The organism is Leptospira fluminis, from assembly GCF_004771275.1.
GTDB classification, from domain to species: Bacteria; Spirochaetota; Leptospiria; order Leptospirales; family Leptospiraceae; genus Leptospira_B; species Leptospira_B fluminis.
Genome location: NZ_RQEV01000011.1, coordinates 245,554 through 272,407, shown reverse-complemented (window position 1 = coordinate 272,407; position 26,854 = coordinate 245,554). Strand labels below are relative to the sequence as shown.

At 47.1% G+C, this 26,854-nt stretch carries 30 protein-coding genes and 1 rRNA gene; 22 read left to right on the top strand and 9 right to left on the bottom strand.

The window, feature by feature from the left end; genetic code table 11:
* Positions 1-132: 132 nt before the first annotated feature.
* Positions 133-1,260 carry a bacteriohemerythrin gene (locus EHO61_RS11425; protein WP_135813713.1) on the top strand — a complete coding sequence of 376 codons (1,128 nt, stop codon included), beginning with the start codon at positions 133-135 and terminating at the stop codon, positions 1,258-1,260.
* A 10-nt stretch (positions 1,261-1,270) separates the two neighbouring features.
* Here the strand turns inward: EHO61_RS11425 and EHO61_RS11420 are convergent, their stop codons facing one another.
* The 3 genes from EHO61_RS11420 to EHO61_RS11410 form a co-directional block, all read right to left on the bottom strand.
* The gene (locus EHO61_RS11420; protein ID WP_135813712.1) at positions 1,271-1,894 is read right to left on the bottom strand and encodes an LIC_13215 family putative lipoprotein; all 624 of its coding nucleotides are present in this window, start codon (positions 1,892-1,894) and stop codon (positions 1,271-1,273) included.
* Positions 1,895-2,014: 120 nt separating this feature from the next.
* On the bottom strand, positions 2,015-2,605 hold the full coding sequence (locus EHO61_RS11415; RefSeq protein WP_135813711.1) for a cytochrome C oxidase subunit IV family protein: 591 nt from the start codon (positions 2,603-2,605) through the stop codon (positions 2,015-2,017).
* Positions 2,606-2,702: 97 nt separating this feature from the next.
* Entirely contained in the window at positions 2,703-3,911 is a 1,209-nt protein-coding gene (locus tag EHO61_RS11410; protein WP_246032102.1) for a hypothetical protein, read from the bottom strand.
* A gap of 86 nt (positions 3,912-3,997) precedes the next feature.
* On the opposite strand from EHO61_RS11410, the gene EHO61_RS11405 reads away from it, so the two are divergent.
* Both EHO61_RS11405 and EHO61_RS11400 read left to right on the top strand, forming a co-directional pair.
* Positions 3,998-4,792, top strand: coding sequence for an LIC13212 family protein (locus tag EHO61_RS11405; protein WP_135813709.1), 795 nt, complete (start codon positions 3,998-4,000; stop codon positions 4,790-4,792).
* A gap of 207 nt (positions 4,793-4,999) precedes the next feature.
* Complete coding sequence (locus EHO61_RS11400; RefSeq protein WP_135813708.1) at positions 5,000-5,554, top strand: hypothetical protein; 555 nt, start codon at positions 5,000-5,002, stop codon at positions 5,552-5,554.
* 44 nt (positions 5,555-5,598) lie between these two features.
* On the opposite strand, the gene EHO61_RS11395 is transcribed toward EHO61_RS11400, so the two are convergent.
* Both EHO61_RS11395 and EHO61_RS11390 read right to left on the bottom strand, forming a co-directional pair.
* On the bottom strand, positions 5,599-5,829 hold the full coding sequence (locus EHO61_RS11395) for a hypothetical protein (protein WP_135766921.1): 231 nt from the start codon (positions 5,827-5,829) through the stop codon (positions 5,599-5,601).
* 64 nt (positions 5,830-5,893) lie between these two features.
* A complete protein-coding gene (locus tag EHO61_RS11390) occupies positions 5,894-7,243 on the bottom strand; it encodes an MFS transporter (RefSeq protein ID WP_135813707.1) in 1,350 nt (449 codons plus the stop codon).
* A gap of 160 nt (positions 7,244-7,403) precedes the next feature.
* Between EHO61_RS11390 and EHO61_RS11385 the strand changes: the two genes are divergently transcribed.
* The 3 genes from EHO61_RS11385 to EHO61_RS11375 are packed head-to-tail and all read left to right on the top strand — an operon-like array spanning position 7,404 to position 8,940.
* Positions 7,404-7,631, top strand: coding sequence for a (2Fe-2S)-binding protein (locus tag EHO61_RS11385; RefSeq protein WP_135813706.1), 228 nt, complete (start codon positions 7,404-7,406; stop codon positions 7,629-7,631).
* Positions 7,628-8,284, top strand: a complete 657-nt coding sequence (locus EHO61_RS11380) for a RibD family protein (RefSeq protein ID WP_135813705.1) — start codon at positions 7,628-7,630, stop codon at positions 8,282-8,284. The genes EHO61_RS11385 and EHO61_RS11380 overlap by 4 nt, the downstream gene beginning before the upstream one ends.
* Entirely contained in the window at positions 8,281-8,940 is a 660-nt protein-coding gene (locus EHO61_RS11375; RefSeq protein ID WP_135813704.1) for a biosynthetic peptidoglycan transglycosylase, read from the top strand. Before EHO61_RS11380 ends, EHO61_RS11375 begins: the two co-directional genes overlap by 4 nt.
* Here the strand turns inward: EHO61_RS11375 and EHO61_RS11370 are convergent.
* On the bottom strand, positions 8,937-9,317 hold the full coding sequence (locus EHO61_RS11370; protein ID WP_135813703.1) for a c-type cytochrome: 381 nt from the start codon (positions 9,315-9,317) through the stop codon (positions 8,937-8,939). The genes EHO61_RS11375 and EHO61_RS11370 overlap by 4 nt on opposite strands.
* A 124-nt stretch (positions 9,318-9,441) precedes the next feature.
* On the opposite strand from EHO61_RS11370, the gene rrf reads away from it, so the two are divergent.
* Both rrf and EHO61_RS11360 read left to right on the top strand, forming a co-directional pair.
* A 5S ribosomal RNA gene (rrf, locus tag EHO61_RS11365) occupies positions 9,442-9,558 on the top strand.
* A 579-nt stretch (positions 9,559-10,137) separates the two neighbouring features.
* The gene (locus EHO61_RS11360) at positions 10,138-10,602 is read left to right on the top strand and encodes a hypothetical protein (protein ID WP_135813702.1); all 465 of its coding nucleotides are present in this window, start codon (positions 10,138-10,140) and stop codon (positions 10,600-10,602) included.
* 114 nt (positions 10,603-10,716) lie between these two features.
* Here the strand turns inward: EHO61_RS11360 and gcvP are convergent, their stop codons facing one another.
* From gcvP to gcvT, 3 genes are read right to left on the bottom strand one after another with little or no spacing between them, the layout of a single operon-like run.
* Complete coding sequence (gene gcvP, locus EHO61_RS11355) at positions 10,717-13,602, bottom strand: aminomethyl-transferring glycine dehydrogenase (RefSeq protein WP_135813701.1); 2,886 nt, start codon at positions 13,600-13,602, stop codon at positions 10,717-10,719.
* Between the two features lie 9 nt (positions 13,603-13,611).
* A complete protein-coding gene (gene gcvH / locus EHO61_RS11350) occupies positions 13,612-14,004 on the bottom strand; it encodes a glycine cleavage system protein GcvH (protein ID WP_135813700.1) in 393 nt (130 codons plus the stop codon).
* A 15-nt stretch (positions 14,005-14,019) separates the two neighbouring features.
* Positions 14,020-15,132, bottom strand: a complete 1,113-nt coding sequence (gene gcvT / locus EHO61_RS11345) for a glycine cleavage system aminomethyltransferase GcvT (RefSeq protein WP_135813699.1) — start codon at positions 15,130-15,132, stop codon at positions 14,020-14,022.
* A gap of 567 nt (positions 15,133-15,699) precedes the next feature.
* Between gcvT and EHO61_RS11335 the strand changes: the two genes are divergently transcribed.
* The 14 genes from EHO61_RS11335 (at position 15,700) to EHO61_RS11265 (ending at position 26,747) form a co-directional block, all read left to right on the top strand.
* Positions 15,700-16,233: a phage neck terminator protein gene (locus tag EHO61_RS11335; protein ID WP_425460348.1), complete on the top strand. Its 534-nt coding sequence runs from the start codon at positions 15,700-15,702 to the stop codon at positions 16,231-16,233.
* Positions 16,234-16,236: 3 nt separating this feature from the next.
* Complete coding sequence (locus EHO61_RS11330) at positions 16,237-17,265, top strand: DUF3383 family protein (protein ID WP_135813696.1); 1,029 nt, start codon at positions 16,237-16,239, stop codon at positions 17,263-17,265.
* Between the two features lie 11 nt (positions 17,266-17,276).
* Complete coding sequence (locus EHO61_RS11325) at positions 17,277-17,693, top strand: phage structural protein (protein ID WP_135813695.1); 417 nt, start codon at positions 17,277-17,279, stop codon at positions 17,691-17,693.
* Between the two features lie 401 nt (positions 17,694-18,094).
* Entirely contained in the window at positions 18,095-18,304 is a 210-nt protein-coding gene (locus EHO61_RS11315) for a hypothetical protein (protein WP_135813693.1), read from the top strand.
* Complete coding sequence (locus EHO61_RS17300) at positions 18,304-19,944, top strand: hypothetical protein (RefSeq protein ID WP_210415334.1); 1,641 nt, start codon at positions 18,304-18,306, stop codon at positions 19,942-19,944. The genes EHO61_RS11315 and EHO61_RS17300 overlap by 1 nt, the downstream gene beginning before the upstream one ends.
* 1 nt (position 19,945) lies before the next feature.
* Complete coding sequence (locus tag EHO61_RS11305) at positions 19,946-20,518, top strand: phage baseplate protein (protein WP_135813692.1); 573 nt, start codon at positions 19,946-19,948, stop codon at positions 20,516-20,518.
* A 6-nt stretch (positions 20,519-20,524) separates the two neighbouring features.
* Positions 20,525-20,866: a phage baseplate plug family protein gene (locus EHO61_RS11300; RefSeq protein ID WP_135813691.1), complete on the top strand. Its 342-nt coding sequence runs from the start codon at positions 20,525-20,527 to the stop codon at positions 20,864-20,866.
* Positions 20,863-21,657 (top strand): phage protein, encoded by a 795-nt coding sequence (locus EHO61_RS11295; RefSeq protein ID WP_135813690.1) that lies wholly within the window; start codon positions 20,863-20,865, stop codon positions 21,655-21,657. Before EHO61_RS11300 ends, EHO61_RS11295 begins: the two co-directional genes overlap by 4 nt.
* On the top strand, positions 21,654-22,280 hold the full coding sequence (locus EHO61_RS11290) for a Gp138 family membrane-puncturing spike protein (RefSeq protein WP_135813689.1): 627 nt from the start codon (positions 21,654-21,656) through the stop codon (positions 22,278-22,280). The genes EHO61_RS11295 and EHO61_RS11290 overlap by 4 nt, the downstream gene beginning before the upstream one ends.
* Entirely contained in the window at positions 22,277-22,636 is a 360-nt protein-coding gene (locus EHO61_RS11285; protein ID WP_135813688.1) for a DUF2634 domain-containing protein, read from the top strand. Before EHO61_RS11290 ends, EHO61_RS11285 begins: the two co-directional genes overlap by 4 nt.
* Positions 22,633-23,835: a baseplate J/gp47 family protein gene (locus tag EHO61_RS11280; protein WP_135813687.1), complete on the top strand. Its 1,203-nt coding sequence runs from the start codon at positions 22,633-22,635 to the stop codon at positions 23,833-23,835. The genes EHO61_RS11285 and EHO61_RS11280 overlap by 4 nt, the downstream gene beginning before the upstream one ends.
* A complete protein-coding gene (locus tag EHO61_RS11275; protein WP_135813686.1) occupies positions 23,832-24,785 on the top strand; it encodes a hypothetical protein in 954 nt (317 codons plus the stop codon). The genes EHO61_RS11280 and EHO61_RS11275 overlap by 4 nt, the downstream gene beginning before the upstream one ends.
* Positions 24,782-25,687 (top strand): phage tail protein, encoded by a 906-nt coding sequence (locus EHO61_RS11270; RefSeq protein ID WP_135813685.1) that lies wholly within the window; start codon positions 24,782-24,784, stop codon positions 25,685-25,687. Before EHO61_RS11275 ends, EHO61_RS11270 begins: the two co-directional genes overlap by 4 nt.
* Before the next feature lie 160 nt (positions 25,688-25,847).
* Positions 25,848-26,747, top strand: a complete 900-nt coding sequence (locus EHO61_RS11265; protein ID WP_135813684.1) for a tail fiber protein — start codon at positions 25,848-25,850, stop codon at positions 26,745-26,747.
* Positions 26,748-26,854: the final 107 nt, after the last annotated feature.

Genomic DNA, 26,854 nt, shown 5'->3' with positions numbered 1-26,854 from the left:
TTTCGCAAACTGTATCCTCGATTGACATTAATCAAGCCGCTTGTCCGATCGAATCTCCTGCTTAAGCTTTTCATTCCTTTACGCGGGTTTATTCTCGAATCGATTCTAAACCTTTCTATCTAGGAGAGTCTTGTGAAGGAAAGCACGGTCGGAAGAATAAGAACCATCTGGCAAACCTTTGATATGGCCTTGAATATTCCGGCGATCGACAAACAGCATCTTTGGTTGATCGCAATGATTGTGGAGTTGGAAGAGGACCTTGAAAACCAAGATCCCGTAAAAATGGAGGATAATTTTACGAGGACCCTCACTCGGGCCCTAGATTATACGATCGAACATTTTTCCTTAGAGGAAAAGATTCTGGAAATTGTGAGTTATCCCAAGCTGGGCCAACACAGAGTGCAGCACACCAGATTTGTGGCCGTTTTAAGGAGGAGGGCCCGTGAGAGGGTTACCGGCGATTATAAAAAGGCGGCTTTGAATCTCTTGAGGAACCTAAGGACTTGGCTTTTCCAACATATTCTTTCGGAAGACCGGGGTTACATGGACATCCTGACCGTTCACTACGAGGAAATCAAGGATTGGTTGAATTTGCAGCTTGGAAACTCCATGCATAGGGACGAGATAGAAGATTTGTACAAAAGGGTGAATAATCCCAACGGGAAATTTCATCAGACGGAATTCCAGACGATAGGAGAGGACAATCTGAAAATCATCTCCGAGCTCTGGTTCCGATACAAACTCAAGACGGGGATAGCGATCGTGGATATGCAGCATCTTTGGCTGTTGCAATTGCTAGTAAATACGGAAAAGTTGCATCGGCAAAGATTAAAGCAGGAGATCCGTAGCGAAATACTGACGGTAAAGCTCAAAGAAGCGCTTTCGGCGACTATAGATTACATTAAGGAACATTTCGGTACCGAGGAAGCCATCATGAGAAAATTCAATTTCCATGATACGAATTCGCATATCAAACAACACCGCGATTTCAACGCGCTGATCGGGGATTTGGTTTTGAGAAGTAAAGACGACGATACGGATGCGATTTCCAAACTTTTACAGGATCTCAAGGAATGGCTGATCAGTCATATTGCGGTCGAGGACAAAAAGCTATTCTATTTTTTCCGATCGAGATTGGGAGAAGTGAACGATTTCGTCCGTCAACTGAACCAGCAGGGTAAAATCCATATATGGAAGGATGCGGTGAGCATTTATAAGCTGCTGGTCGAATACCAAGAAACGCCCACTCTTCACGTCTAATCCGCTGAGATTAAGGTTTTTCGTTTCCATGTATCCGCATTAGAGTGCCGAGTAACTTCGGTCCCTTTGTTTTGAATTCCGTTTCCGGTGTGGAAGCGGAGATGACGTAGGCGGATCCATCTTTTAGGAATACGATTTGGTAAGTGTGGATTTCCGTTTCTCGGCCCGAACTTTCCAGAAGAAACTTCGCTTCCAGAAGGGCAGCTTTATGATTTCCTAAAGAGATCTTTTGAGGAACGCTAAGCATCTGATAGTTCCCGTACACATTGGAATACAATGCGCCCATGGAAGCGACGTAGTCGTCCAGTGTCGCTTTCGAGTATTTTACCGGGATAGGTTCCGAAATGAAATTGATGCTGGTTCGGATCCCGGATTTCGAATTCTCCTCGGAGTCGATCAGATAGAATAGGACTTTTAAATCCTGTTTTTTCTTATCCGATTTGGATTTCTTTTTCGTCCGATATTCGTACTGCTCGGAAGCGTCCTCACCGTAAGTCCAGCCTTCGTAATCGAAAACCAAACCCAATTCGGAGATCTCTATCGTTTTGTTCACATCGGGAATTCGAGGCTTGCATTGGAAAACCAAGAACAGCGCAAACAAAACGGTCGAAAGTTTTCTCGGATCGAATTCCATCTTAAATCGGCGCGATAAAATACGGGCCGATAAACTGAATTCGAAATTTGTAGGTAAAGCAACAATAAAAAAGCCGGCGTTTTCACACCGGCTTTCTTCAGCATTCGAAAGCGGAAAGTCTCAGTAAGGGAAACCGAGATAAATTTTGGAACGGGTGAAAATATCGGCCGCGCTGAATCCGAATAGGAGTAACAAAAACAGGAATCCGGAGCCGAAAATGACTCGGTTCATGAGGCTATCGTATTTGAGATGCATGAAATATGCGAGCACCAGAGAAGCCTTGATAGTAGCGACCAGCATCGCTATGATCGTATTTGCGGCTCCGAAGTCGATTCCCGCCACCCAAACGGTTAAGATCGTGCCGATGATCAAAGCGGCGAATACCAGCGCGTACGTCTGTACGGAAATCAGATGGTGTTCTCCATGAGCTTCCTCGGAAGAATGGGCCTTCGGTGCAGCAGCTACAGGGTTTAATTTCGTTTTACCGGTATCTACGGCTTGTTGAAGCGCTTTTCCGATCGCGGTATTTTTGTTTTTATCCAAAAAGGCTTTGAGTTTGTCTTCCTCTACGATCTGAGCCGCGAAATTCACGATCGCGCCTGCGACAGTTGCGTTTACGATCGCGCCCGCGCCGATCACGAATCCCGTAAAAGGAATTAAAAATCCGATGCTAACAATAATGTAAAGAGCGTAGTTGAGAAACAGTTCCATCTAGTATCCTTATCCTTCCTGAACGGATCTAAGGTCTTTTGCGTCCTATGGGGACTGGAGCCAGTCTCCGGGGCAGGGAAAGAATCACAAGTACATTTCACCCGCCGAACTTGGTGCGGGCTTTTGCAGCCAGGTCGGACGCGGTTTGGCGCGGATCCGAGACTTCGTCCTTTTGGATCCGGAACCAGAGGAGTACTTTCGGCATGGGTTTTCCTTTGGGACCGTAAAATGGGGAGAGAGGAAACATTCGCCGGGTCGGTTCTTCCCGGTTCCATTCCTCGAGTTTTCGATAAGAATCTTCATGGATGCTTCCTTTATGGGAAACGAATAGCAACAGGTCTCGGACGCCGGAAAGAGGAAATTTGCGGCAGAGTTCCCAAAGAATGCGTCCCATAGTCCAACGGAAATTGATTTCGGAAACCTTGCGTAATTCCTCTTGTCCGTCGATCGTTCGGTAAGTAAAGGAGTCGATGGATCCGTATCCGGTATAATCGGGAGCGAAATCGGATAGGTTCCGAAGCACCGGCTCCATTCTTTCGGAGTACCAAGAGCTTTCTTCCTCCGAAGTTAACCATGTCCCCGAATATTTTCCCTTTTGATTCGAAAGAAGTATCGTGGATGCGATCCGTCGGAAAGATCCTTTTTCCGCGGAAAAAAGAAGACTGAAATCCTGCGTTCGATCCATCCAGGGTTCGAGCACGGACCCAACGTCCCTAATTTTGAAAAAATCCTTTTTGGAAGGCTTTCCTAAGTCTGAAGGAAGAAGGAACTCCTGTCTTCCGGAAAAACCGAATTCCAATTTTCTCACGTACAGAGGAAAAGCGGGGGCTTGAAGGCGGAGGAATTCTCCATCCGATTTCCATTCCGAATCGTTTTTAAAAATCCAGACCGGGAATTCCTGCATGTGAAATTTTTTTTTCCATTCGGTTTGTGCGATCTTGGAGGAAAGATGAGCGGATCTTTCGAATGCCGTCGGATTTAATTGGAATCCATTTTTTTCGGAGTATTGGGAAATCCGTCCCCATTCTTCCAGAAAAAGAGGTACTTGGACCAGGGATTCGGGTTTTCTCTCTTGGATCCTGATAGGAATCGGAAGAGAGCTTCCGAATTGGTTTTTCCAATATTCGTACCATTTCTTTTCGGGGACGGAATGAGCTAGGATCTCTCCGAATTCCTTTTCCGGACCCGTCAAAACGAGAAAGCAAGACTCGAGGATCGCGTTTTGGGCTTCGAGTCCGGGAGGAAAAATCTCTCCAGCGGAAAGTTCTTCCTCAAAGTAAGCGTTCGGGCGAAAGATTCGAGTCATAATCCGGTACGGAAACGGGAAAAATTCCTGTTGAAGATCAAGAATGAGGTGTACTCTTTTCGATATATAGATGGAAGGCAATCTCTATGAAAACCCGAGTCCTGATTATTTTCTTCCTTTTATTTGCCGCGCTCCGACTACAAGCCGCGCCCAAGTTATTGACTATGGAGGAACGGGAGATAGAGCGTCAGATCGAAGCGATCCGCAAAGCGGGTTTTTCCGATATTGAAATCGATAATTTACACGCATCCATTTCGGAAAACATCTTCAAAATCAATAAGATCCTTCAGATGGATACCACCAAGAAGGCTCTCCGATACATCGGGGATGAGCCGCAGGAGATGATCAAATTTCTGAAGACCGATCGGGACAATAAGCCTTACCTGGAAATAGACATGGGATCCGGCGAATCTTTTTGGGATTTTCCCAAAACCTATCTATATAACGCGCGGATTTTCATCTATCCAGGCGCCACTCCCGATAAATTGGAAAAGATCATCATGCAGTTCAAGAGGACTAATTCCAACGGGGAGATTTTCGTCCGCGAAATGCGTCGGGTGATTAACTCGGACCCGAAGGGACCCCAAGTAAGTTCGGAAGGAAAACGGACACCGAATAACAATAAGGAAATCCGGCTGGAATATTACTCCAGCTACGACACGGATTTTATCTGGCCGGACACTCCTACCCAGCCCCTTCAGCCTGGGGTAGAGACGAAGCTCCATGAGGAAACGAACCCGCTTCCGTACAATAAACAGAAACTGATCATTCTTACCTACAAAAAATATCTTCGAAAAGTGGATAAGAACGTCCGTCACAAGCTTTCGGATCTTGAATTGAATCAGAAACGTTTGATCTCCAAAATGCTCGAGTTCCAATAATCGTCTCCGTTCTTTCGGACGTTCGATTTCCTGCTAGAAACGCCGCTCGTTCGGGGTGAAAAAGAATTTGATGGATAGAATCCCGTCCGAAGCAGTGACGGTACTTGTCGTCTTGGAACGATAGGCGGCGGGGATGCGAAGAAGAAGAAATAAAATATTCGTGTTTCCCGCTTGCCTTTTCTAAAGAGGGGAAGTATCACTTTCCCCATGGCTCTCCACTCCGTATTCGGTAAACTTCAATTTAAATTGGGAGAAGGTGACGTATGCGTTCTCTCCTCCCCTTACGAATTCGAACCCGCTCTTTCGAGTTTAGGAGGACCCGTAGATCGCGCCTTGCGCTCCGGAAAGAAATACAGATTGATTTTGGCCTTTGTCCAGACCGAGGTGGAAATCCGAAACATCGCTTCCATGGTGCCCACCTGCCTTGCGGAGGATGGGCTTCTCTGGTTAGCTTATCCGAAAAAGACCTCGCGCAAATACAACGTTTCCATTCACAGGGATGCAGGTTGGGATCCGCTGGGAAAAGTGGGTTACGAAGGAGTTCGAATGATCGCGATCGACGATGATTGGTCCGCGCTCCGCTTTCGGCATGTTTCCCTCATCAAGAATATGGAAAGAGATCCAAGTTTGACCATCAGCGAAGACGGTCTAAAACGGACTGTAATCCGGAAAAAGACCGCCATAAAGAAGAAAGTCGCTAGTAAGAAGAAGGCGATTGCGAAGAAAAAACTTTCTCCCAAGAAAAAAGCCAAAAAGAGATAGGCCTTCGTTTTTCGGAGGCTTCTTCTTTAAGGAAAAAACAGGGATCAACCTCCGCTGTCTCGGCGTACGATCAGATCACTGATCACTTTCTCTTCGGTAAGGTATTTTCTGTTCAGGTAAGAGATCGCGTAATTCAGAAATTTTGGGACTTCCAGCCCCGCTTCCAGTAGGTCGAGTTTCGTCTGGGTCAATTCGTCCATAGTCGCCAAAGCAAGACGTCTTTGGCTTTGGTGGGACTCGAATTCGTCCTCGGTTTGAAATTCGACGCTTGCCATAAAAGAAAGATAACATCTTTCCGAGTTTCTGGCAAGCAGGTACTAGGGTCCGACTAAACGGAGATCAGGCCTTCTTATGCCGCTTTTCGTATTCGTCTGACTGCCTGATTCCCCTTTCCTCATCCACAAGTAAATTTACCAAAAGGGAAATCAGGAAAAAAACGCAAACCGCTAGAAAGGCGTTCCGTAACGACAATAAAGTTTGGAGAACGCTTACTGCCACCAAGCCGAAAGCCGCAGCTACCTTACCCGAAAGGCCCCAAAGGCCGTAGAATTCCCCGGATTTCGATTCCGGGGAAAAAATCCCTATGATCGCCCGACTAGCTGATTGCGTGGAACCTAATCCGCTTCCGGCAAGTACGGTGATTCCCACGAACATCCATTGGACCGAAACATCGAAACCTAGGGAATGGATCAAACTTACGAGTTCCTTGACCCAATAAATCAGCAGAAGGCAAACGATCCAGACAACCAACGTAATATTAAAAGTTTTTAATGCTCCTATCTTGTCCTGCAGAAAGCCGAACATGACCGCGCCGAGGGCGGCAAAAAGCTGGATAAAAAGGAACATGGCGATCCTATGTTCTTTTTCCATCTTGATCTCTTGTGTTCCATAAATGAATGCGAAACTAATCACTACTCCCAACGCAGCCATGGCAAAGAAAAGGGATATCAGGTAAACCGCCATATCGCGGAAATGCTGTATGTCTTTGAGCGTGCTTTGCACTCGATCAATGCCTATCTTCAGATAACTGGTTCCTTCGGGTTTCGGGTTTCCGATGGAATATTCCTTTAGGAGAAGAAAAGTGGGAACTCCGGCCATCAAAAAGAAGAAGGCAGTATACGGACCTACCAACCTCATATTATCGTAATTGGAAGGAACCGGTTCTCCCAAAGTGTCGACTAAAGCGACGGCTGCGATTCCGCCGAAATATCCTATTCCCCAAGCGTAACCGGAGATCTTTCCCAATTCCTCTTTCGGGCCTAGAAAAGGAAGAAAGCTGGACGCGAAATTTTCCCCGGAGGCGAAGAAGAAATTGGAAAGAATGATTAAGAGAAAGGCGAGACCGAATTGTCCGGGAGAAACGACGAACCATAGAGCCGCAGTGGTGATTACGCAGAAAATATAACTCCAGAACAGAAACGTCTTTTTTTTGGCGGAATAATCCGTAACCGCTCCGAAGATCGGTCCCGTAATCACCACGATCAGATAGGAAAAGGCCAGCGCTAGCCCCCAGAGGAAATTTCCCGTTTCATAAGGATTTTGGGAGTTTGCAGAAGAGGGAACGATTAGCTGGCTGAAAACCACTCCGTAAGTAACGCTGATGATGACGGTCGTGTAACTGGAGTTGGCAAAATCGAACATGCACCATCCTAGAATCTCCCGCAGAGGCGCGCGTTTTGTAACCTGCATATAGTAATCGATTTCCCCTATAGAAATTTCAAAGGACATTACGAATCAAAAACCCTATGTCAACGAGAAATATTCGGCAAAAAATTCTCTTGCGCTCGTTTCTTTCCTTCGTACTTTTGAGGGATGTTTTCCGTTTCGGAGTCCAATAAATAGACGGACCATGAATTCCCCGGATTTTAATCAGATCGATTTGAATTCCTTGATGCGACCGCGGAAAGTCTGCGTTTGCAATCAGGTTTCCGAGGAAGAGATATTGAATTCCATCCGAAGAGGAAACGACACGTTGGGAAAATTAATGCAAGACACCCGCTGTTGTACCGGATGCGGAACTTGTCGCGGTGCCGTGAGCAAGTTACTTGCCCAAACCTTAGCTGCACGCACTGAATGAATCTGCCGCGAGTCTCCATCAACATGGCCATGACCTTGGACGGAAAGGTCGTTCGACCGGACGGGAAATGGTACGGACTTTCTTCCCGAGCGGATAAGAGAAGGATGGATGAAATCCGCGCGGAGTCCGACGCCTTGATTCTGGGGAAAAATAGCCTTTTGAACGACGATCCCGTCACTCATATCCGTTATGTGCCCGATGCTATCGAACCCAGACCGATCCTACTCGTTCGAAGCGGATCCCTCCCAACCGATCGCAAAGTCTTCGTTCATTCCAAAAAAAAACCGCTTTTGTTTTGTACGGAAAAAAACGAGGATCAAGTCCGCGCAGAGTTATCCGATCTTGCGGAAATCCGAACCGCCGGAAAAGAAGATATCCTTATCGAAAAAATATTAAGCGAATTGTACGATCAAGGACATCGAAACGTGTTGCTAGAAGGCGGACCGAGATTGAACGATTCCTTTTTGCGGACGAATCTTGTGCAAAGGCTTTATTTGACGATCGTACCCTTTTTAATCGGGCAATCCGATCTGCCCTCGATCACGGACGGGAAATCGGCTTTTCCCAATTTCGATTCTTCCCGCTGGCGATTGGCGTCCTGTGAATCGAAAGAAGACGAAATTTTCCTAATCTACGAAAAGCATTCCTTATGAAAGGACAAGATCTTTTCCCGTCCCGCCTCGAATCCTTTTTTTCGCGTAGGAACTTATTCAGAATATCGATCCTTGCTTTGACGATATTTCTGATCTACTACCAGACATTTCCTGAAAAAACCATTCTGTTTTCCGAGAACCATCTCAAGTATTTGCCGGAGAATCTGGAATCGGTGGAATTGGAGCCGGACTGGGTTAGAATCGAAGAACTTCCTCCCGGGAGCTTGGATTATCTGGTCGAAGTGGAGGACGCGCGGTTTTACAGGCATGGAGGATATTCGCTTTCAGACATCCAATCCTCCGTTCTCCAAGCGGTCCTGCTATTCCGCAAGTTGAGAGGAGCCAGCACCATAGACCAGCAATTGGCTAGGACATTGTTCTTATCGCGAGACAAGACTTTTTCCAGAAAGTTACGGGAAATCAGGATCGCACAGGCTTTGGACGGAGAACTCGGAAAAAAAGGGATTCTGGAATATTACTTAAATCTGGTTTATTGGGGAAGAGGAATCAACGGTATTCAAAAATCCTCCCGGTATTATTTCGGAAAAGCTCCCGGAAATCTGGAATTGAAGGAATTCAAAGCCCTAGTGCAAATATTAAAAAAACCGGATACATACTCCCGTGAAGAGGTGCGTTCCTTGGCGGAACTTCTTTAGTGCGGTAATCTTTCGATTTTCTCCACCAAAGCCCAAATTTTCTCTTCACTCAAATCCTTTCCGAATGCCGGCATGACTTGGTTTTTTCCATCCCGAACCGTTCTGAAAATTCCCGCCCTCATTTTATCTCCGCCGAAGAAAAATCCCATTTTCATGCCGAAGGTTCCGAATTTCCGGGGAGCAGGATTCGTTTCCGAGGAGGGGGTTCCGGTCAGGCCGTGGCAAACGGCGCATTTTTGGCGCCAATACAGATCGGCAAAAATCTTCAATTCATCGGTAGTTCGAGGAGGTGATCCTTCCTTGCCGGGACCGGAGCTGCAGTAACTCAAAAAAATCGCGCAGAGCGAAAGGGTAAAAAAAGAAATCTGGAATTTCATATCTTTAGGCTCTCCCGCACTTTTGGGACGGAAAACTTTTTTTCAGGTACTGCAGGCAATTTCCTAATTTTCGGGTAAAAGTTACTGGACTTACTGCGTGAGTTTCCGATACTGACTTTAGATTCTCGGTGATTATAGAGAGAGGGTCACACCCGTTCCCATCCCGAACACGGAAGTTAAGCCTCTCATCGCTGATGGTACTGCATGGTTCGCTGTGTGGGAGAGTAGGACGTCGCCGGGTTTATGCAATTATCCTTTTTCTAAACCCGATCTTCGGATCGGGTTTTTTATTTTCGGAGTCGCCGCTCTGTTCAACTCGGAAGCCTTCCGTGAATCTTTTTCTGAAAACTTGCCATTCTTTAAGCCCGTTGAAAACCGAATTAGAATTCGAGAATTTACTAATATGTCGCCAGGTGAAAAAGGGGGCATATCTTTCCATAACATGTAATCAATAAAAATGTTATTTTACCTCCGTTTTTCTATAATTTTTTCTTTCTCTGCTTGACGATTCGAAGACACGGAAGTAGAATTCGGTCCGCTTGTAAAAGCGGGGATACCCGGGAAGCAAAGAACATGAAGATGGGATTCGGTTTTCGTTCGAACGGGTTTCGAAAATGTACTATGGCGGTTGATTCCTGACTGTGCTTGGCCGGGGGGAATTCCCCTCCCGGCCCACCTTTTTACGCATTTCTGTTAGTCTTGTCCCAGTCCCTTTCCGATTTCGAATCAAAATATTTAGATAGAAATAAATTTCCGGATCGCAAAATCCGGACCCTAGGCGATGTTTGTCTTCCAAATTTCCTTGGAGGATCTCATCCGAATGAAAACTGTTTCGATTCGCACGCTCAGGTTCGTTGGCCTGGTACTATCCTTATTTTTAATAACCGCTTGGGGCTCGCTGAGTGCCGAGTCCAAATGTCACGGACTTTCTAAAGGCCAGTGCGAAGCCGATTCGGATTGTACTTGGGTCTCCGGATACCAGAAGAAAGACGGAAAGAATGTCGAAGCCTACTGTCGCGCAAAACCGGGTAAAGGCGAAGGGGAACATTCCGCCGAACATCATAAGAAGAAAGAAGACGGAGATACCGTAAAGAAATCGGATTCTAAAAAGGATCATGACGAAGAAGTAGAATCCAAAAAAGGAAAGAAGTCTAAGAAAGAAAAAGAGGAAGACGACGACGAGGATTCCAAAAAATCCAAAAAGGATAAGAAGTCTAAAAAGGAGAAAGAGTCCGATAAAGAGGATAAAAAATCCAAAAAATCCAAGCACAAAAAAGAGGATTGATTTCGGGTCTTTTCCCTTAACCCCTTTTCATTTAACAAAAAGGCCGGAGAATTTTCCCCGGCCTTTTTTATCTCTTCCTCTTCGTTTACGCGAAGAACGAATTTACCTTCAATCTTACTCGTAACTCTCCATGGGAAGGCAGGAGCATACCAGGTTTCTATCCCCATATACGTTATCGATCCTTCCTACATAGGGCCAGAATTTGTGCTCCTTGGTCCAACTCGCCGGATAAGCGGCTTTTTCCCGAGAATAAGGGTGCTTCCAATGATCCGAAATCACCATGGCGGCGGTATGAGGAGAGTTTTTTAGAGGATTGTCTTTGGGATCGGATTTTCCGTTTTCGATCTCCTTGATTTCCTCGTGAATCGTAATCATCGCTTCGCAAAAACGATCCAACTCTTCCTTAGATTCCGATTCCGTCGGTTCTATCATGAAAGTTCCCGGTACCGGAAAGGACATGGTAGGAGCGTGGAACCCGAAGTCCATCAGACGTTTGGCTGCGTCTTCGACTTCGATTCCGGAAGTCTTTTTGAACGGACGAAGGTCCAGGATGCACTCGTGGGCCACGAATCCGTTTTTACCTTTATACAGTACCGGATAATAGTTTTCCAGACGCTTGGCAATGTAATTCGCATTTAGGAGAGCCATCTTAGTCGATTGTTCCAGTCCTCTGGCTCCTAAAAGCGCAATGTAAACCCAAGAAATCAGGACGATGCTCGCACTTCCCCATGGCGCCGCGGAAACCGCTCCGTGGAAATTCCCCGTTCCGTTATCTACCAAAGGATGGCCGGGCAGGAAGGAAACAAGATGCTCCGCAACCCCGATCGGACCCACTCCCGGTCCGCCACCCCCGTGAGGTATGCAAAAAGTCTTATGAAGATTCAAGTGACAAACGTCCGCGCCGATATCGGCCGGTCTCGTGATGCCGACTTGCGCGTTCATGTTCGCCCCGTCCATATACACCTGTCCTCCGTGCGAATGCACGATAGAACAGATTTCCTTAATAGATTCTTCGTACACTCCGTGTGTGGAAGGATATGTCACCATCAATGCGGCCAGGTCTTTGGAATGTTCTTGGGCCTTGGTTTTTAAATCTTGCACATCCACGTTTCCTTCGGAATCGCAAGCCACCACGACCACTTTAAAGCCGGCCATCGCGGCCGAAGCGGGATTGGTACCGTGAGCGGAAATCGGGATGAGGCAAACGTTTCTTTCTCCTTCCCCCCGGGAAACATGATAATTCCTGATCGCCAGAAGTCCGGCATACTCCCCTTGGGAGCCGGCATTCGGTTGCAGAGAAATTCCCGGGAATCCGGTGATTTGGGAGAGCCAGGACTCTAACTGGCGGAAGATCGTTCGATAACCTTCCGTTTGATCCGCAGGAGCAAACGGGTGAAGGGCGGAGAATTCAGACCATGTCACCGGGAGCATTTCCACAGTGGCGTTCAACTTCATCGTGCAGGATCCGAGAGGAATCATGGAAGTAGTCAGGGAAAGATCTCTAGATTCCAATTTTCGAATATACCGAAGCATTTTCGTTTCCGTATGGTGCGAATGGAATATCTGATGAGTCAGATATTCGGTCTTACGCAGAAACTCGTTCGGAATCGATTCCTCGACAGCGGTCAGATCCAGAGCGGATATACCGAATGCCGAAAGGAGATCTTCGAGATCCTGCTTTTCCACGGTTTCATCCAATGCGATTCCGATTTTTCCGTTTTGGAAATCCCGTAGGTTGATTCCTTTTTCCCGGGCTGCGAATAGGACGGAAGCGGCTTTGGGACCGCATTCTATCGTCAGGGTATCGAAATAAGTCGGATTACAGATCTTCCATCCGTGGGCTTTTAGGTTCTTTGCAAGTACTTCCGTTAAGCGATGGATCCGCAGGGCGATTTCTTTGATCCCCTTGGGGCCGTGATAAACGGCATACATGGACGAGAGAACCGCTAAGAGAACTTGGGCGGTACAGATATTGGAAGTCGCTTTGTCTCTCCGTATGTGCTGCTCTCGTGTCTGTAAGGAAAGGCGAAGCCCGGGATTTCCCTGGCTATCTTTAGAGACTCCGACTAATCGTCCCGGCATATTTCTTTTGAATTCGTCTTTGGTCGCAAAGTATCCCGCGTGAGGACCTCCGAATCCGAAAGGAAGCCCGAATCTTTGGTTGGTACCGACGGCAACATCCGCGCCGAATTCTCCCGGCGGTTTTAATAGGGATAGGGATAATAGATCCGCAGCACAGATCGTATGTGCGCCCACGTTATGCGCAAGCTCGAAGAAACGTTCGTAATCGTGTATGCTTCCATCCGTACCTGGATACTGTACGATGACTCCGAAATAGTCTTCGTTCAGCTCCGCCGATAAATGGCTTCCTACTTTCACTTCAATTCCTAACGGAAGAGCGCGAGTCCGAACCACGTCGATGGTTTGGGGGTGGCAAAGCTCCGAGACGAAAAGCAGTTTGGCGGTCTCGTTTTTTCGCAAACCGAAGGCGAGGAATGCCGCCTCAGCAGCTGCGGTCGCCTCATCCAAGAGAGAGGCGTTCGCGATTTCCAAACCGGTCAAATCCATGATCATGGTTTGGAAATTGAGCAAAGCCTCCAGTCGACCTTGGGAAATTTCCGCCTGGTAGGGAGTATAGGCGGTATACCAACCCGGGTTTTCCAAAATGTTTCTTTGAATTACGTAGGGGAGAACGCTTCCTTGGTAACCGGCGCCGATATAAGAACGAAAGATCCTGTTTTTCGAAGCGATCTTACGCAATTCGTTCAAAGATTTGCGCTCGGAAAAAGCTTCCGGCAATTGGAGTTCCTCGGCTAATCGGATTCCTTCCGGCACGGATTTAGCTACCAATTCGTCCAGATTGGAAAGTCCGAGAGTGGACAGCATTTCCTTGATTTGCGTCGGATCAGAACCCACATGTCGTCTTAGAAAGGTATCCAATGGAGCGAGTCGATCCCCCTGTTTCGATGTTTCCGTTTGGTTCCAGGTGGCTGCGTTCATTCTTTTTTCCTAATCTAATTTGCTGACATATTCTCTATACGCTTCCGGGGCCAGAAGTTTTTCCAACTCCGCCGGATTGATTCCTTTTATGCGAATCATCCATGCTCCGAAAGGATCCGAATTCACCTGGGCCGGGTTCGTGGCGAGAGCCGAATTCGTTTGGGTGACTTCTCCCGAGATCGGAGCGTATAGATCCTCCGCTGCTTTGACGGATTCGATAGTCCCGAAAGAGTCGAGTTGCTTGATCGTTTTTCCCGGTTTAGGAAGATCCACGTATACGATATCTCCCAATGCCGCCTGTGCATAATCGGAGATTCCGATGAGCGCGGTATCTCCTTCCACCTTTACCCATTCGTGTTTTTCGGTAAATTTGTATCCTGGTGGTGGGTTGGTGATTGCCATTGAATTATCCTTAAATTAGTTTTTCCGAATGCTTCCCGGGACGAAAGGCTGGGTAAATACTACCGCCTGTTTATTCTGTCCTCGGATTTCGATCAGGATTTTATGTCCGTGCTGGATTTTATCCGAATCGATCCACGCCAGTCCTAATCCTTTTTTCAGCGAAGGCGAGAAGGTTCCCGAAGTGGTGATTCCGATTTCCGTTCCGTCTTCGTCGAATACTTTCATATTTTCCCTCGGAACTCCGGCTTCCTGCAGTTCGAAAGCGGTAATCTTGCGAAGAGCGCCCTTTTTTTTCTCTCCGATGATCGATTCGTATTCCGGAAATCGGATCTCCTTTTCTTTAACAATCCAACCGATTCCGGATTGCACTGGAGAACGCGACTCGTTCAGCTCGTGACCGTACAATGGATACTTCGCTTCTATGCGCAATGTGTCCCTTGCTCCCAGTCCAACCGGGATCAGACCTTCCGCTTTCCCGTATTCGAGCAGCTCCTTCCAAAGTTTTTTACCCAAGGAGATCGAACTGTAAATTTCGAAACCGTCTTCTCCCGTATAACCCGTCCTGGATAAAATGATCTCTTCTCCCTGGAAGGACATTAAGAGAAACTTATAATACCCGATCGCAGAAAGATCCCGTTTTAAATAGGAAGATAAAATCTTGTCCGCTTTCGGGCCTTGAATTGCGATTTGGTGCCATTTTTCGCTTTCGTTTTGCAATTTGATTCCGGGCGTCAACTTGGAGGATAAATAGCCGTACACTGCATCCACATTGGATGCGTTGGCACAGATCATGTATTTGCGTTCGTCGAATTTGTATAAAGTAATGTCGTCGACCAGTCCGCCTTGGTCATTAATAACAGCGTTGTACTGGACTTGTCCGTTTTGTAGGGACGAGACCGAATTGCAGGTAACGGATTCGAGATATTGTAGGAGCTCCTGCGGTTCTCCTTCCAAAAAAATTTCACCCATGTGCGAAACATCGAATAATCCGGCGGCTTCTCTCGTGGCGAGGTGTTCCGCAATGATTCCTGAATATTGGACCGGCATATCCCAGCCTCCGAAAGGAATCATTTTGGCGCCGAGAGCTCGGTGCTCTTCGTGTAGCGGGGTCGTTTTACATTGGGACATAAGCGTTTGATGCCATCATTTCACCTAGTTGCAGATGGGAAAAACTAATTTTGGGAGAAAAATCGCCGCTTTCGAAAATCCGATTCGCGATGAGTGAACGGATTCTTGCCCTTTGCGATCTGACGGAATTTGGGCGGTTGCTGATCCTTCTGCGTTTTTGCCGGAATCGAAATGGAGTATTCTATTTTTTTAATGTATTCTTGACGGAAGCGAACCTTCTATTGGAATTTTTGTGAAAGGGGCAAGATGTCTGTAACTTTTAACCGTTCTATTTTTTGTTTCTTTCCAATCTGCATTCCGTTTTGACGAAAATCAGCCGTTTCTCCGCTTCTGCGACGGCGTTTCGGGTTGTAATCGTGCAGTTCATTTAGCAAGGTTGTGCGCGATTTGTCGAATTGCTTCTTCTTTTGTTTCCATTTTAGGATAAATCTACGGGGATTCATTTTTTTTCTTGATAGGTTATGCGAAATATGGAAAGTGTGTTTTTTCTCGGACCGTATCGGTATCCGTAAATCCGATAGAGTCTTTATATTCAGATCAATTTCGAGTAATGGGAGTTAGGTTCTTTTGATTCCGTCAGCCACTCTTTCGGCCATATTTGCTCAAATTCAGACGGATACTTCCGTTGTAATGGTCCCATTTTACCATAGCGGTTCGGCGTATCCGTACGGAAACTATAGAGTCATCTCGGGGCTGTTAGAAGCTCCGTATCAAAACAGTATTGTTCAAACGGCGACCGCCGGTAACCCCAAGCAGGTTACTCGAACGAGATACGCAAAGTACAGAGGAACGCTTGCCTTGAATTTCTACTCCAATTCGAACATCGACGATGTTTGGCAAGCGGCGGATAAGGTTCTGAATTGGTTTTCAAAATCGGATCATTCGGATTTTTGCAAGTCGAAAGGAGTCGTTCCGAAGTTTTTGAACCTGACCGTGGACGATTTAAGTACATTTCAAAACGGAGCCTGGTCTTATCTGGTTTCGTTCCTGATCCGGTTCGATTATACGAACGAAATCGTGGAGAATTTAGACGCGATTTCTTCGGTCGGCATCCAAGCTCAATTCGGGAATCATAATCGTACAATCACAATAGGAGTGTAAAGAATGGCGTTTATCAACGACATAGTGATCAATATAACTCGGGGAACGCAAGGATTGACCCAAAAATCTTTCCGTCCTTTGATCCTAAGAGCGGCGGACTCGACCGCAACCACCTTACGGAAATACATTATATCCGGTTTAACGGACCTTACTTCGGCCGGCTTCACTTCTTCGGACGACGTTTATAAAATGGCCGCTGCAATGTTCGCGCAGTCGCCGAGCCCTCAAGATATAATGGTCGCGATCTCTCACGACCCGATCGCCACCGCACTAGACGCTCTCCGCGAGCTGGACGATAATTTTTATGCAGTCTGCATCACTTCCCGAGTTAAGGCGGATTTGAACGCGGCCGGAACCTGGGCGAATTCCAATAAGAAATTCTTTTTCGGATGCTCCTCCGACGCTACGTCCCTGGATTCAAGGAACGTAGACAGAGAGTCCTATCTGATCCACGACAATCATCCGGAGGATTATCCTGAATGTGCTTGGGTAGGGCAGAATATTCCGAAGCAACCCGGTTCCACTACGTTCAAATGGAAGCGTTTGAACGGTCAAAATGCCAGTACCTTTACCAAAACCCAATTGACCACGATTCGTACGGAGCACGGACAAGCGCTCCAGGAACTTTCCGGAGCGATTTACGTGAACGAGGGTGTGGCAACTTCAGGCGAATTCGTCGACGTCATCATCGGACAGGACTGGGTGGAAGACCAGTTGAATACGGGACTACTTTCCCTTTTTCTAAATAACAATAAAGTTTCATTAGACGACACCGGAATAGCGCAGGTCGAAAGCGTAGTCCGAGACGTTCTAAAAAGGGCGGGCGATGCAGGCATCGTTGCAAAGGCAGCGTCGGCGGACGATTTGAAACTTTCGGACGACAAAGTGTACATGAGTCAAGTAACGGTCCCTTTGCGAGCGAATCTTTCCGCCACGGATAGGGCGAATCGCGCCTTAAACGGCGTCCAGTTCGTTTATTATCTGGCCGGTGCGATTCATAAGGTTAACGTCAACGGATTGATTACGGTTTAAGGAGACCAACGATGGCTGACAAATTTCTAGGAACGTACGATCCCAACGAAGTGACGCTTTCCATTTCGGGGAGGCTGGTCTCGGGATTTTCCGACGGCACCTTTATTTCCATTAAACGAACTGTTAGTGATAATTATAAGACCCATGTGGGTGCAAAAGGGGAAATTTCCAGGACGAAGAACAATAACACTTCGGGGACCATCACGTTTAAGTTAAAAGGAACTTCTCCGGACAATGCCTTTCTCGATCTGATCAAATACCAACCTTCCGCTTTTCCGGTTTTGGTTAAGAATAATTCCGACGGGAAATTCATGGCTATGTCGAGTCAAGCGTGGATCAACGCGGAACCGGACAAAGAGTTCGCAATGGATGAGACCGAAGTGGAATGGGTGTTGATGTGCGCTGATTTGAACAAGTCCCATCTATAATCCGCTTTCGAAATAAAAATACCAAGGAAATCACATGTCGGCATATCAGGAACAAATTTCGGTAAATGGCAAGCAGTACGTTCTACAGCATCCCGGAACAAAAGAATGGATTAAGTTAAAGTCAAAGATGTTTCGGATTACGGACGGGAATATGGATCTTTCCGTTGTTTTGGAATATTGCTTCGAGCATGTGGTGTTTCCGGAAAATGGAGCTCCTAAGCTTTCCATAGACGGGCCCTTAGGACCCGAGGGAAGGGCTGTTTTATTACAGAGAAACGAGCTGAAACAATGGATACGCGAACTCGAGGAGGTGTGGGAAATCATCCTACCTCGATTTCTTAGAGGGGACTTGGAGCCCGGATTTTCCTGGCCAGAAGCTCGACCAGAAAACGGTACAGCATTTGGCGCAGATCAATCGACTGGAGGAATTCCGACTAAAGCGTGAATTGGATGAAGAAATCGCGCTTTGGAGACCGGTAGTGAACGGCATCTTAACCTATACCGAAGCGTGTATGATGCATCCTCGCGATTTGGCAAAGGCGAATCTTTTAGTCGATCGGATGATTAAAGAGCAAAAACAATCAATGAAGGGAAAATCCGGTAAAGGTTAATGGACGAGGCTTGGTTGAAAGAAATGCGCCAACTTGCTTCTCAGGCGAGGAAGGTCGGTACCGAACTCCTTGCTCTTGCAAAACAGGCAACGGGAGCTTCCCAGAGTTTGCGTGGCCTAGTCACGGCGATAAAACCTCTCTCAACCCAATTCCGTAATGTCGAAAAAAGCATTCGCGAACTTCCTCGCGGGTTTAAGGATCTTCTTGGGAATGTCAAACCTTTGGCGGGCCAATTTAAAAATGCGTTTTCGAACCTAAAATCGACGATACAAAAATTTTCTTCCGCGACCAAAGGCTTGGATAAATCCCGGGAAAGGATTCGGCGTATCGGACCTCCGCCGACGGATGCTGCTGCTGCCGATGGAAAGAATGGTAGCGGAGGTAAGTTAAAGAATTATGCATCGGATGCCGCAGGCTTTTTGTTCGATTTTTTTAAGGAATCGGTAAAAGTTTCGGGCGAGTTGGAAAGGCAGAAGCTTCAGTTAAAAAATCTTACGGGATCTAGTTACCCAGAATTAGAGAAGGCACTGAAAAACGCTGCGGACCAATCCAGAAATCTTTTTTCCCCGAAGGAAATGAATGAGGCCGCTAAAGCGGCTCTGGAATACGGAGCCTCGATCGATTTTATTACGCGTTCTTTCGGGACGTTTGAAAAAGTTGCAGCGACGACTGGAAGAAAAATGTCCGACTTGTATTCTCTTTCCGAGGCAGAAAGGAAAACGCTTTTAGAAAAATATACCCGCGATCAGAAAGCCATGTCTGCTTTGCAGGAAGAATACAATCGAATCATTCTGTCCGGGGCTTATGCCGATCAGCAGTTCAGTAATTCATTGGAAAAATTGCATGGAGCGGTAGGTCACTTATTGGTTAGTGCAGGTCATTTAGCTGATAAATTTGCCTCTGTAGTGAATTATTTTGCAGATTCGAAAGATGGGGCGGAGAGATTGGAAAATGCATTTGTTGCTTTGGTCTCCCTTACGAACGCTTTTACAGGTCCTGTCATTACCACTGCGTTCGCGGTGCGCGATTTGATCCTTTGGCTAAAAGGAGGAGAATCTGCGATCGGAAACTTTTTCGGTCCCTTTGCCGATTTTAAAAACAATGTGATAAATTCTTTCATGGCCGGAATCAATTGGATCAAGAACGCCTTTAACAATTTGGTCAATTTTTTCCGGACGTACGGTCGCTTAATCATTACTCTCCTATTCCCGATTGCAGGTATCTTTTTATACTTCGATCAAATCAAAACGGCTTTTATAAGTCTATTTGCATGGATTTCGAAACAATTTGCCGGTGGAGTATTCTCGAAGCTGGCGTCCATCATTAATATGATAGAATTCGGGGATTCCTCCCGCCCTCCGGGTAAAGCTTCCGGCGGTCCCGTTTCCGCGGGAAAAACGTATTTGGTCGGAGAGCGAGGTCCGGAACTTTTCTCTCCGGGTTCGTCGGGTAAAATCCTTCCGAACGGAACATTTGGCGGTTCAAATTCGATAGTAATCCAGAGCGTAGTCGGAACCTTAACTGTGAACGTGAGTGGACCGGCTGCAGCAGGGCAAGAAATCAAAGATGCGGTTCTGAAAGCCTTGGACGAATTGTCTCAGGATGTTTTGCCTGCCAGACTCGGAATGGCGATCCCGTAATATGCCTTCTTTAGCGAATAGAATTTCGAATGGGTTCGGGCTTTTCGGCGCGGACGGTCAGACCTCCTTAAAGTCTTCCGGTGACAGTATCGTTTTCGATTCCACCACGAGTATCTCTATAGATCGGTCCGCTTCCGTTACGAATCACGCGATCGAAAAGGGTTCGGACGTTACCGATCATGTCAGTTCGGATCCGATCACAGTCAATTTTTCCGCGATCATTTCGGATGCCGATTGGGACCCCCTAGATCCGATGTCGTTTTTCAACAAAAACGTCAAAGAACGTTTGGATCTTCTGAAGCAATGGATGGATAATAAGGAAATCCTGAAATACTTTTATTACGGGGAGAGTATCGAGAACGTCGTCATCGAGTCGTACTCGGAGGAACAAAGCGTCGATTTGGGGCAGGGACGACAGCTCCAATTCAAATTGAAACAAATCAATATAGTCGAATCGAAGACGGTAGATGCAAAATCACCGGTAAAAAAAGGTCTGACCCAGCCTGCCAAAGCTTCGATCTCGGGAAACGCAGGCGCGAACAAGCCCTCATGTTCGGCAGTAAGGGGAGGGTAAGTCGTTTTGGATCTGTTCTACCTGCCCGTAACCGTAGACGAAGTCCCCGTTCAGAAGGATTTTATGATCGGAGAAACATATTCCTTCTTATTCCTTTATAACGATCGGAAGGATTTTTACACCTGCACGATCGCTGATTTGGACGGTAACGTTTTAATCATAACTAAAATATTATACGGTGCGGTTCTGGTAGATTCCGTAGTGGACGGCTTGAACCTGAATCGCCTAATCCTGCCTTTGAATCCGCAAGAGATCGAGCAAGCAAGCGTCTTACAAGGTCAAGTAGTCAACGAAGCGTCCTTCGGTTCGACAATCCTTCTCTTATTGGGGAACGTTATTTCATCATGACCGCTTTATACAATCGTGTGGCGACCGTCAGCGTAGCGGATAGGTCCTTTTCCTTTCCGCCGTTTTCCATAGAGTTCACCCAGGAAATCAAGTTTAAGGGCCCCCAATCGGCTACGTTGAAGTTATACAACCCGGCTCCGGAAACTGTCGGCGTCTTCGATGCAAAACCGAAAGGCGGAGGAAAGGTCTTTCCCACGGTTACGGTTTCCGCCGGATACAAGGAGGACTCCGGCACGGTGATTTTAGGCGAAGCCTTCGCATACACTTTAACCCGCGAAGCACAGGACCGGATTCTGGAAATCAAGATCTCCGACGCAGCTACGAGATGGGGAACCGCGATGATCAATAAGTCGTACAAGAATTCCTCCGCGGAAGCTATTGTGAGGGACATCTGCAAAACCCTGAATCTTACTCCGGGAGAAATCACGTTGGGGGTCGGGAAGTTTTACGAATCGATCGTATTGCGAGGATTCCGTGAGTCGATTGCTAAGATTTCGAGAGATACGAATTCGGATTTTTTCTTTAAGAACGGATTATTAACGATCATTCCTTCCAATCCGAACGTTACGTCCATCGTCAGTTTGGACCCGGCTTCCGGTCTTCTGGAAAGACCGGAAAAAACGTCTTACGGATACAAAATCAAAACTCTTTTCCTATACAATTTGATTCTTGGAAGCGTAGTCCAAATCAAATCCGAAGAAGTGAATGTTCGGGCGAAAATCTGTAAAGTAAACCGCACATTCTCTACGTTCGGGGATGCGTATTGCGAGTTCGAGGTGGAACCTATATGAGCTTTGCCGAACTTCTGGAGACATACGTGGATATGCGGGAGCGCGGAATCCAAGTCGGTATGGTTTGTAAAATTGAATCTTTCGACGGGTCTGCGATGCGTGCAGACGTTCTTCCGCTCGTGCAGGAACGGAATATTTTAAACGAAACCTCCGACTATCCGATTCTTCCCGGGGTTCCGGTTCAGTTCGTTCAAATCGGGGCCGACTGTTATATTAAACCTTTTTATCAACAAGGGGATCTTGTTTGGGTCGGGTTTTCCACCTTCGACATGGCCGGAAGTATGACTGGTCAAAAGCAAACAGTTACTCCCGATTCGAAAATTTTCGGAATGGAGAACGCCTGTGTTCTTGGAAGGATCGCCTCCAATTCCTGGAGCGAGCCGCAGAATTTAATAAAATTCGAAAACGAGAAATTGGTGTTAAAAGTGGGTTCGACGGAAATATCCATCGGCTCCTCCGGCGTAGAGATCACCGGGGATTTGAAAGCGTCCGGAAATCTGGAAGGAGGACACGTAATCGAAAACGGATTGTCCATCGGACAGATCAAAGCCGGATTTAACGCACACACTCACGCGTATTCCGGACCTGCGGGCATGACGAATATACCAGGTACTCCATTATGAAAACGTTAAAGATAGAAAATAACGATTTGGTATACGAAAACGGTAGATTGGTCGTGTTGGAAGGCATAGACGCTTTGCGACAGATTCTCGGAAACCGATTGAAACTTTTTCTCGGAGAGTGGTACTTGTCGCCTTCAGAAGGAATAGATTGGTTCGGGTTAGTGGATCGGTCGGGATTTTCCCGCACCGCTTTTATAAATGAAATCAAAACGGCGTTATTAAAGGAACCCTCCGTTATTTCCATCAATAAGCTGGATGCAAGTTTTGATCGGTCCGATCGATCGGTGTCTATCACTTTTGAAGTGCAAACCAGTCTGGGACTCGTCGACGGTACGGTTTCGGGAGGCAGTTTATGACGTTCGGAGTGACTCCCCAAGGTTTCAGTCGGAAGCTTTATTCGGATATATTACAGTCCTTGGAGGACCGAGCAAGGTTGCCGGAAAATTTCGGACCGGATGTGGATCTCTCTGCGTATGGAGAGGTCGGAATGATTCTCCAGAACGTCGCGAAGGAAATCGATTCTGTCTGGCAGGGGTTAGAGGACACCTATTATTCCAAATACATCAATCTAGCAGAGGGGGTCCAGCTCGATCGGATCGTTGCTCAAGGAGGGATTTCACGTCTTCCGGCTAGGAAATCGGTGGTTCAAGTGACGGTTCAGGGAACGGCCGGTGCCACCGTCGCCCCCGGCTTTATCATTCAGACTTCTCAAGGCATCCAATTCGAAATCGTTACTCCCGGAATATTGACCGGTTCGGCAGGAACGGATTTCACGTTTCGTAGTATCGATACAGGACCGCAAACAAACGTCCCCGCCGCATCGATTACGAACATAGTTACTCCTATGACCGGAATCAGTAGTGTCTCGAACAACCAACCTTCGCTAGGAGGGGGACTCGTGGAAACGGACGCGGAATTAAGGCAACGTTATAAGGATCGAGAGTCTTCCGGCGGTTCGTCCCTTCCGGCAATTCGGGAAGCGATCTTAAATGTTCCTAACGTCACTACCGTTTTCGTTTATGAGAACGCTGCGAATACGGCGGACGCTTCCGGAAGACCTCCGCATTCCATCGAAATCGTAGTCTCCGGAACCGCTTCCGATAGCGATCTGGGCCAGGCAATTTTCAATTCCAAGCCCGCAGGTATCGAAACCGTAGGAACCCATTCTTATACCGTCGCGGATGCAAATGGACAAACTCACGTAATGAACTGGTCCGTTCCGACGGATAGAACGATCAATGTCATCGTGAATATTACGAAAAATGCGAATTGGTCGGATTCGAATATTCCACTTATAAAAACGAAGGTGATTCAGACGATCGGTGGAGCGGATACGATCGGCACACAGGTGATAGAATATCACGGCCTGGATGTGGGTCAAAGCGTCGTGGCTTGGGAAATAGTAGCGGGTTTCGACAAAATCCCGGGGATAGACGATGTTACGGTCTGGATGGCATTCGCTCCGACTGTTCCGACTTCTTCGGCCAAATTGGTTCTCGGCCCTACCGAATTCGCCCAGACTTTTACCGCTAACGTGACGGTCAACGTATCATGAGCGCCATAGACGCATTACAGAAATTTCCCCAGTCTATTTTGAATCGGGACTCCGGTTCCTTTCTCGGTAGATTATGGAGTGTGATTTCCGCAGAGTTGGACGAAGTGGAAGTCCAGCTTCAGGCTTTGAAGGATCTGGAATATATCTACTTTGCGACAGGGGTAAACTTGGACGCATTGGGAAAATTATTGAACCAAGATCGCGTACCTGGGCAAAGCGACGATACGTACAGACTCTTCATTCTGATCGCCATCAGTAAGGGACTTGCGAAAGGTACGCTTCCCGAAATTATAGAGATCGGAAAGAATATCGCGGGTTTGGAGAACGGAACAGTCTTTATTCCCCAGGAATTGTATAACGATCTGGATCCGATCTATTTGGATTCGAGTTATTTGTTGGACGGACTAGAGCCTCTGGATCCGAGTTCCAAAAGTCCTGCCTCCTTCGAATTGGATGTGGAAGGAGATGTGGATCATTTGCAGGTTCCCACTTTGCTTGCTAAAGCCGTGGATTCGATTCGTCCGGCAGGCGTTTATGCGAAGACCAGAATCCGTTTTTTATTTTTGGAAGCGAACGGAAAAACGTATACCACAAGGCGAGCCTTCTTAGATGGGCAGGGATTGTTCGACGGATTGACTTTACGTAATCCGCAGGCAAATTACGCAATCGATCAGGGGGCAGTAGGGGATGGGGGGAGCGTTCTTCCCGGACCTTCCGATACCGGATTGAGCCATGAATTGGCGAGGAAGCCGATCTTGATGCAATTGATGTCGGACGGAACCAGGCAGTATACGATTTCTCTCTCTTATTCGGAATTGAACGGAGATAATTTGAACGAGATAGGCTACTTTTCCGGGGGGAGGTTGGTGTTCAAGGACGTCTTTAGCCCCAAGCCGAAGGATAGTACTCTTGTTTACGATTTTAAACTAAAGGAGATCCCGATTTCATGAGTATTCCAAACCCGAACAAATCCAGAACTTGGGATCGGAACACCCCGAACGACGGCGTCCTGTTGGACCTGGAGTTCAATAACCTCTACGTGAACGATAACGCTTTGCAAACGCAACGAGACGCGGATATCGCGAATCTTCAGGCGCAAATCAATTCTCTCGTTGCGGCGGTGGCTCAATCGAATGTTCCTTTGGGCGCCATAATGGAATATGATTTTCCGGATATTCCTCCCGGTTTTCAGATCGCGAACGGACAGGCAATTTCCAGAACTACATACGCCACTCTATGGGCCAAGATCCATCGAGCCGTTTCGGGGCTCATTTCCAGTACGGGTCGTGTTCAGTCTGCCGCCCACGGATTAGTAGCGGGACAGCTCGTTAAATTCTCTTTTACCGGAGGAGGAATTACCGCGAATATTCCGTATTACGTCGTGAATCCGACTTCGAATGATTTTCAGATTTCCGCTACTGCAGGAGGGGCAACCCTTGTTCTTACCGGGAACCAAGCGGGGGATTTGCTAACCCATATCCAATACGGGTTCGGAGACGGTTCGAGTACGTTTAACATTCCGGATCGAAGAGGAGTGTTTGCCCGAGGAGCTGGGCAACACGGTTTACGTGCAAAGGCGGCAAGTGGGAACTATGACGGTGGATCGATCGGGCAGGAAAATCAGGATATGTTCCAGGGCCACTTCCATGTGCAAGATAATGGAACTGGAGCAACAGGAGGTTCTTTGCCTTTAGGAATTTATGCGGGCTACTATAATTATCCGGCATATCCAGGTACAATTTTGGAGAACGTAAAAAGCCCGATGACGGACGGAACCAATGGAACTCCTCGAACCGGAAACGAAACGGCGCCCGCTTCGACATCCGTTCAGTATATTATCCGAGTGCAATAAGTGAAATCGATTTAGCGAAGATTTTTCCCGAATCTTGTTCAATAGAAACAGAAGTTGTGTTGGTAAAGAGTATTTAATAGGAACCGCATTGAAGTCGTGTTTGTGCTGTCGAAGAAAAATTTCGGCAAAATTTTATTCTATTTCCTAGGAGAATGTTTCCATGTCTACGATTCCAAATCCCAATAAAACTAGAACCTGGGACCGGACCACCCCCAATGATGGATTGCTCTTTGACGGTGAATTTACTTCTCTGTATGCGAACGATAATTCTCTACAATCCCAAATTGCGGGGTTGCAAGCGCAGATCAGTGCTCTTGCGAATTCGATCACTCAAACGAATATTCCGTTAGGCGGGATGATCGAATATGATTTCCCGAACATTCCGCAGAACTTCGCTGTCGCAAACGGACAAGCGATTTCAAGAACCACATATTCCTCTTTGTGGGCACTCGTTTGGCGTTCCATCGGCGGATTGGTTCCGGCAACGGGGCGCGTTCAAAGCGTTGCTCACGGACTTGCCGCAGGGCAAGCGGTGAAATTCTCTTTTACGGGCGGGGGAATTACGACGAATACTTCTTATTTTGTCATTAATCCTACTACGAACGACTTCCAAATTTCCTTAACTCCGGGAGGAATCGCGATCTCTCTTACTTCCAATCAAACGGGGGATTTACTTGCCCATATCCAATACGGGTTTGGAGACGGCTCGACCACATTCAATGTTCCGGACAGAAGAGGGATCTTCGCGAGAGGGGCAGGCCAACACGGTTTACGTGCAAAGGCGGCGGGGGGAAATTACGATGGAGGAGTGATCGGGCAGGAGAAGCAGGATATGTTCCAGGGGCACAGATTTCTTCCAGGAGCTGGAACGCTTTTCCAATATCAGATTCCTACAGGCGGGTCGCTTGCTTTTTTCGGCTCTCCTGGTAGCGTACAACAATTTTTGACTTCAAGTACAACAGGTGACCCTACCACGGATGGAACAAACGGGATTCCAAGAATCGGGAATGAGACATCTCCGGCCTCTACTACGGTTCAGTATATATTGCGGGTTCTCTAATTAATGCAAGCGTGTTGAACATTCATTTTTAAAGTAAGGCCAAAGTCGGGCTGCAAGCAATGAAATTCGTTATATGGCCTTATTCTTTCTTTGCAATTTTTCTTAAA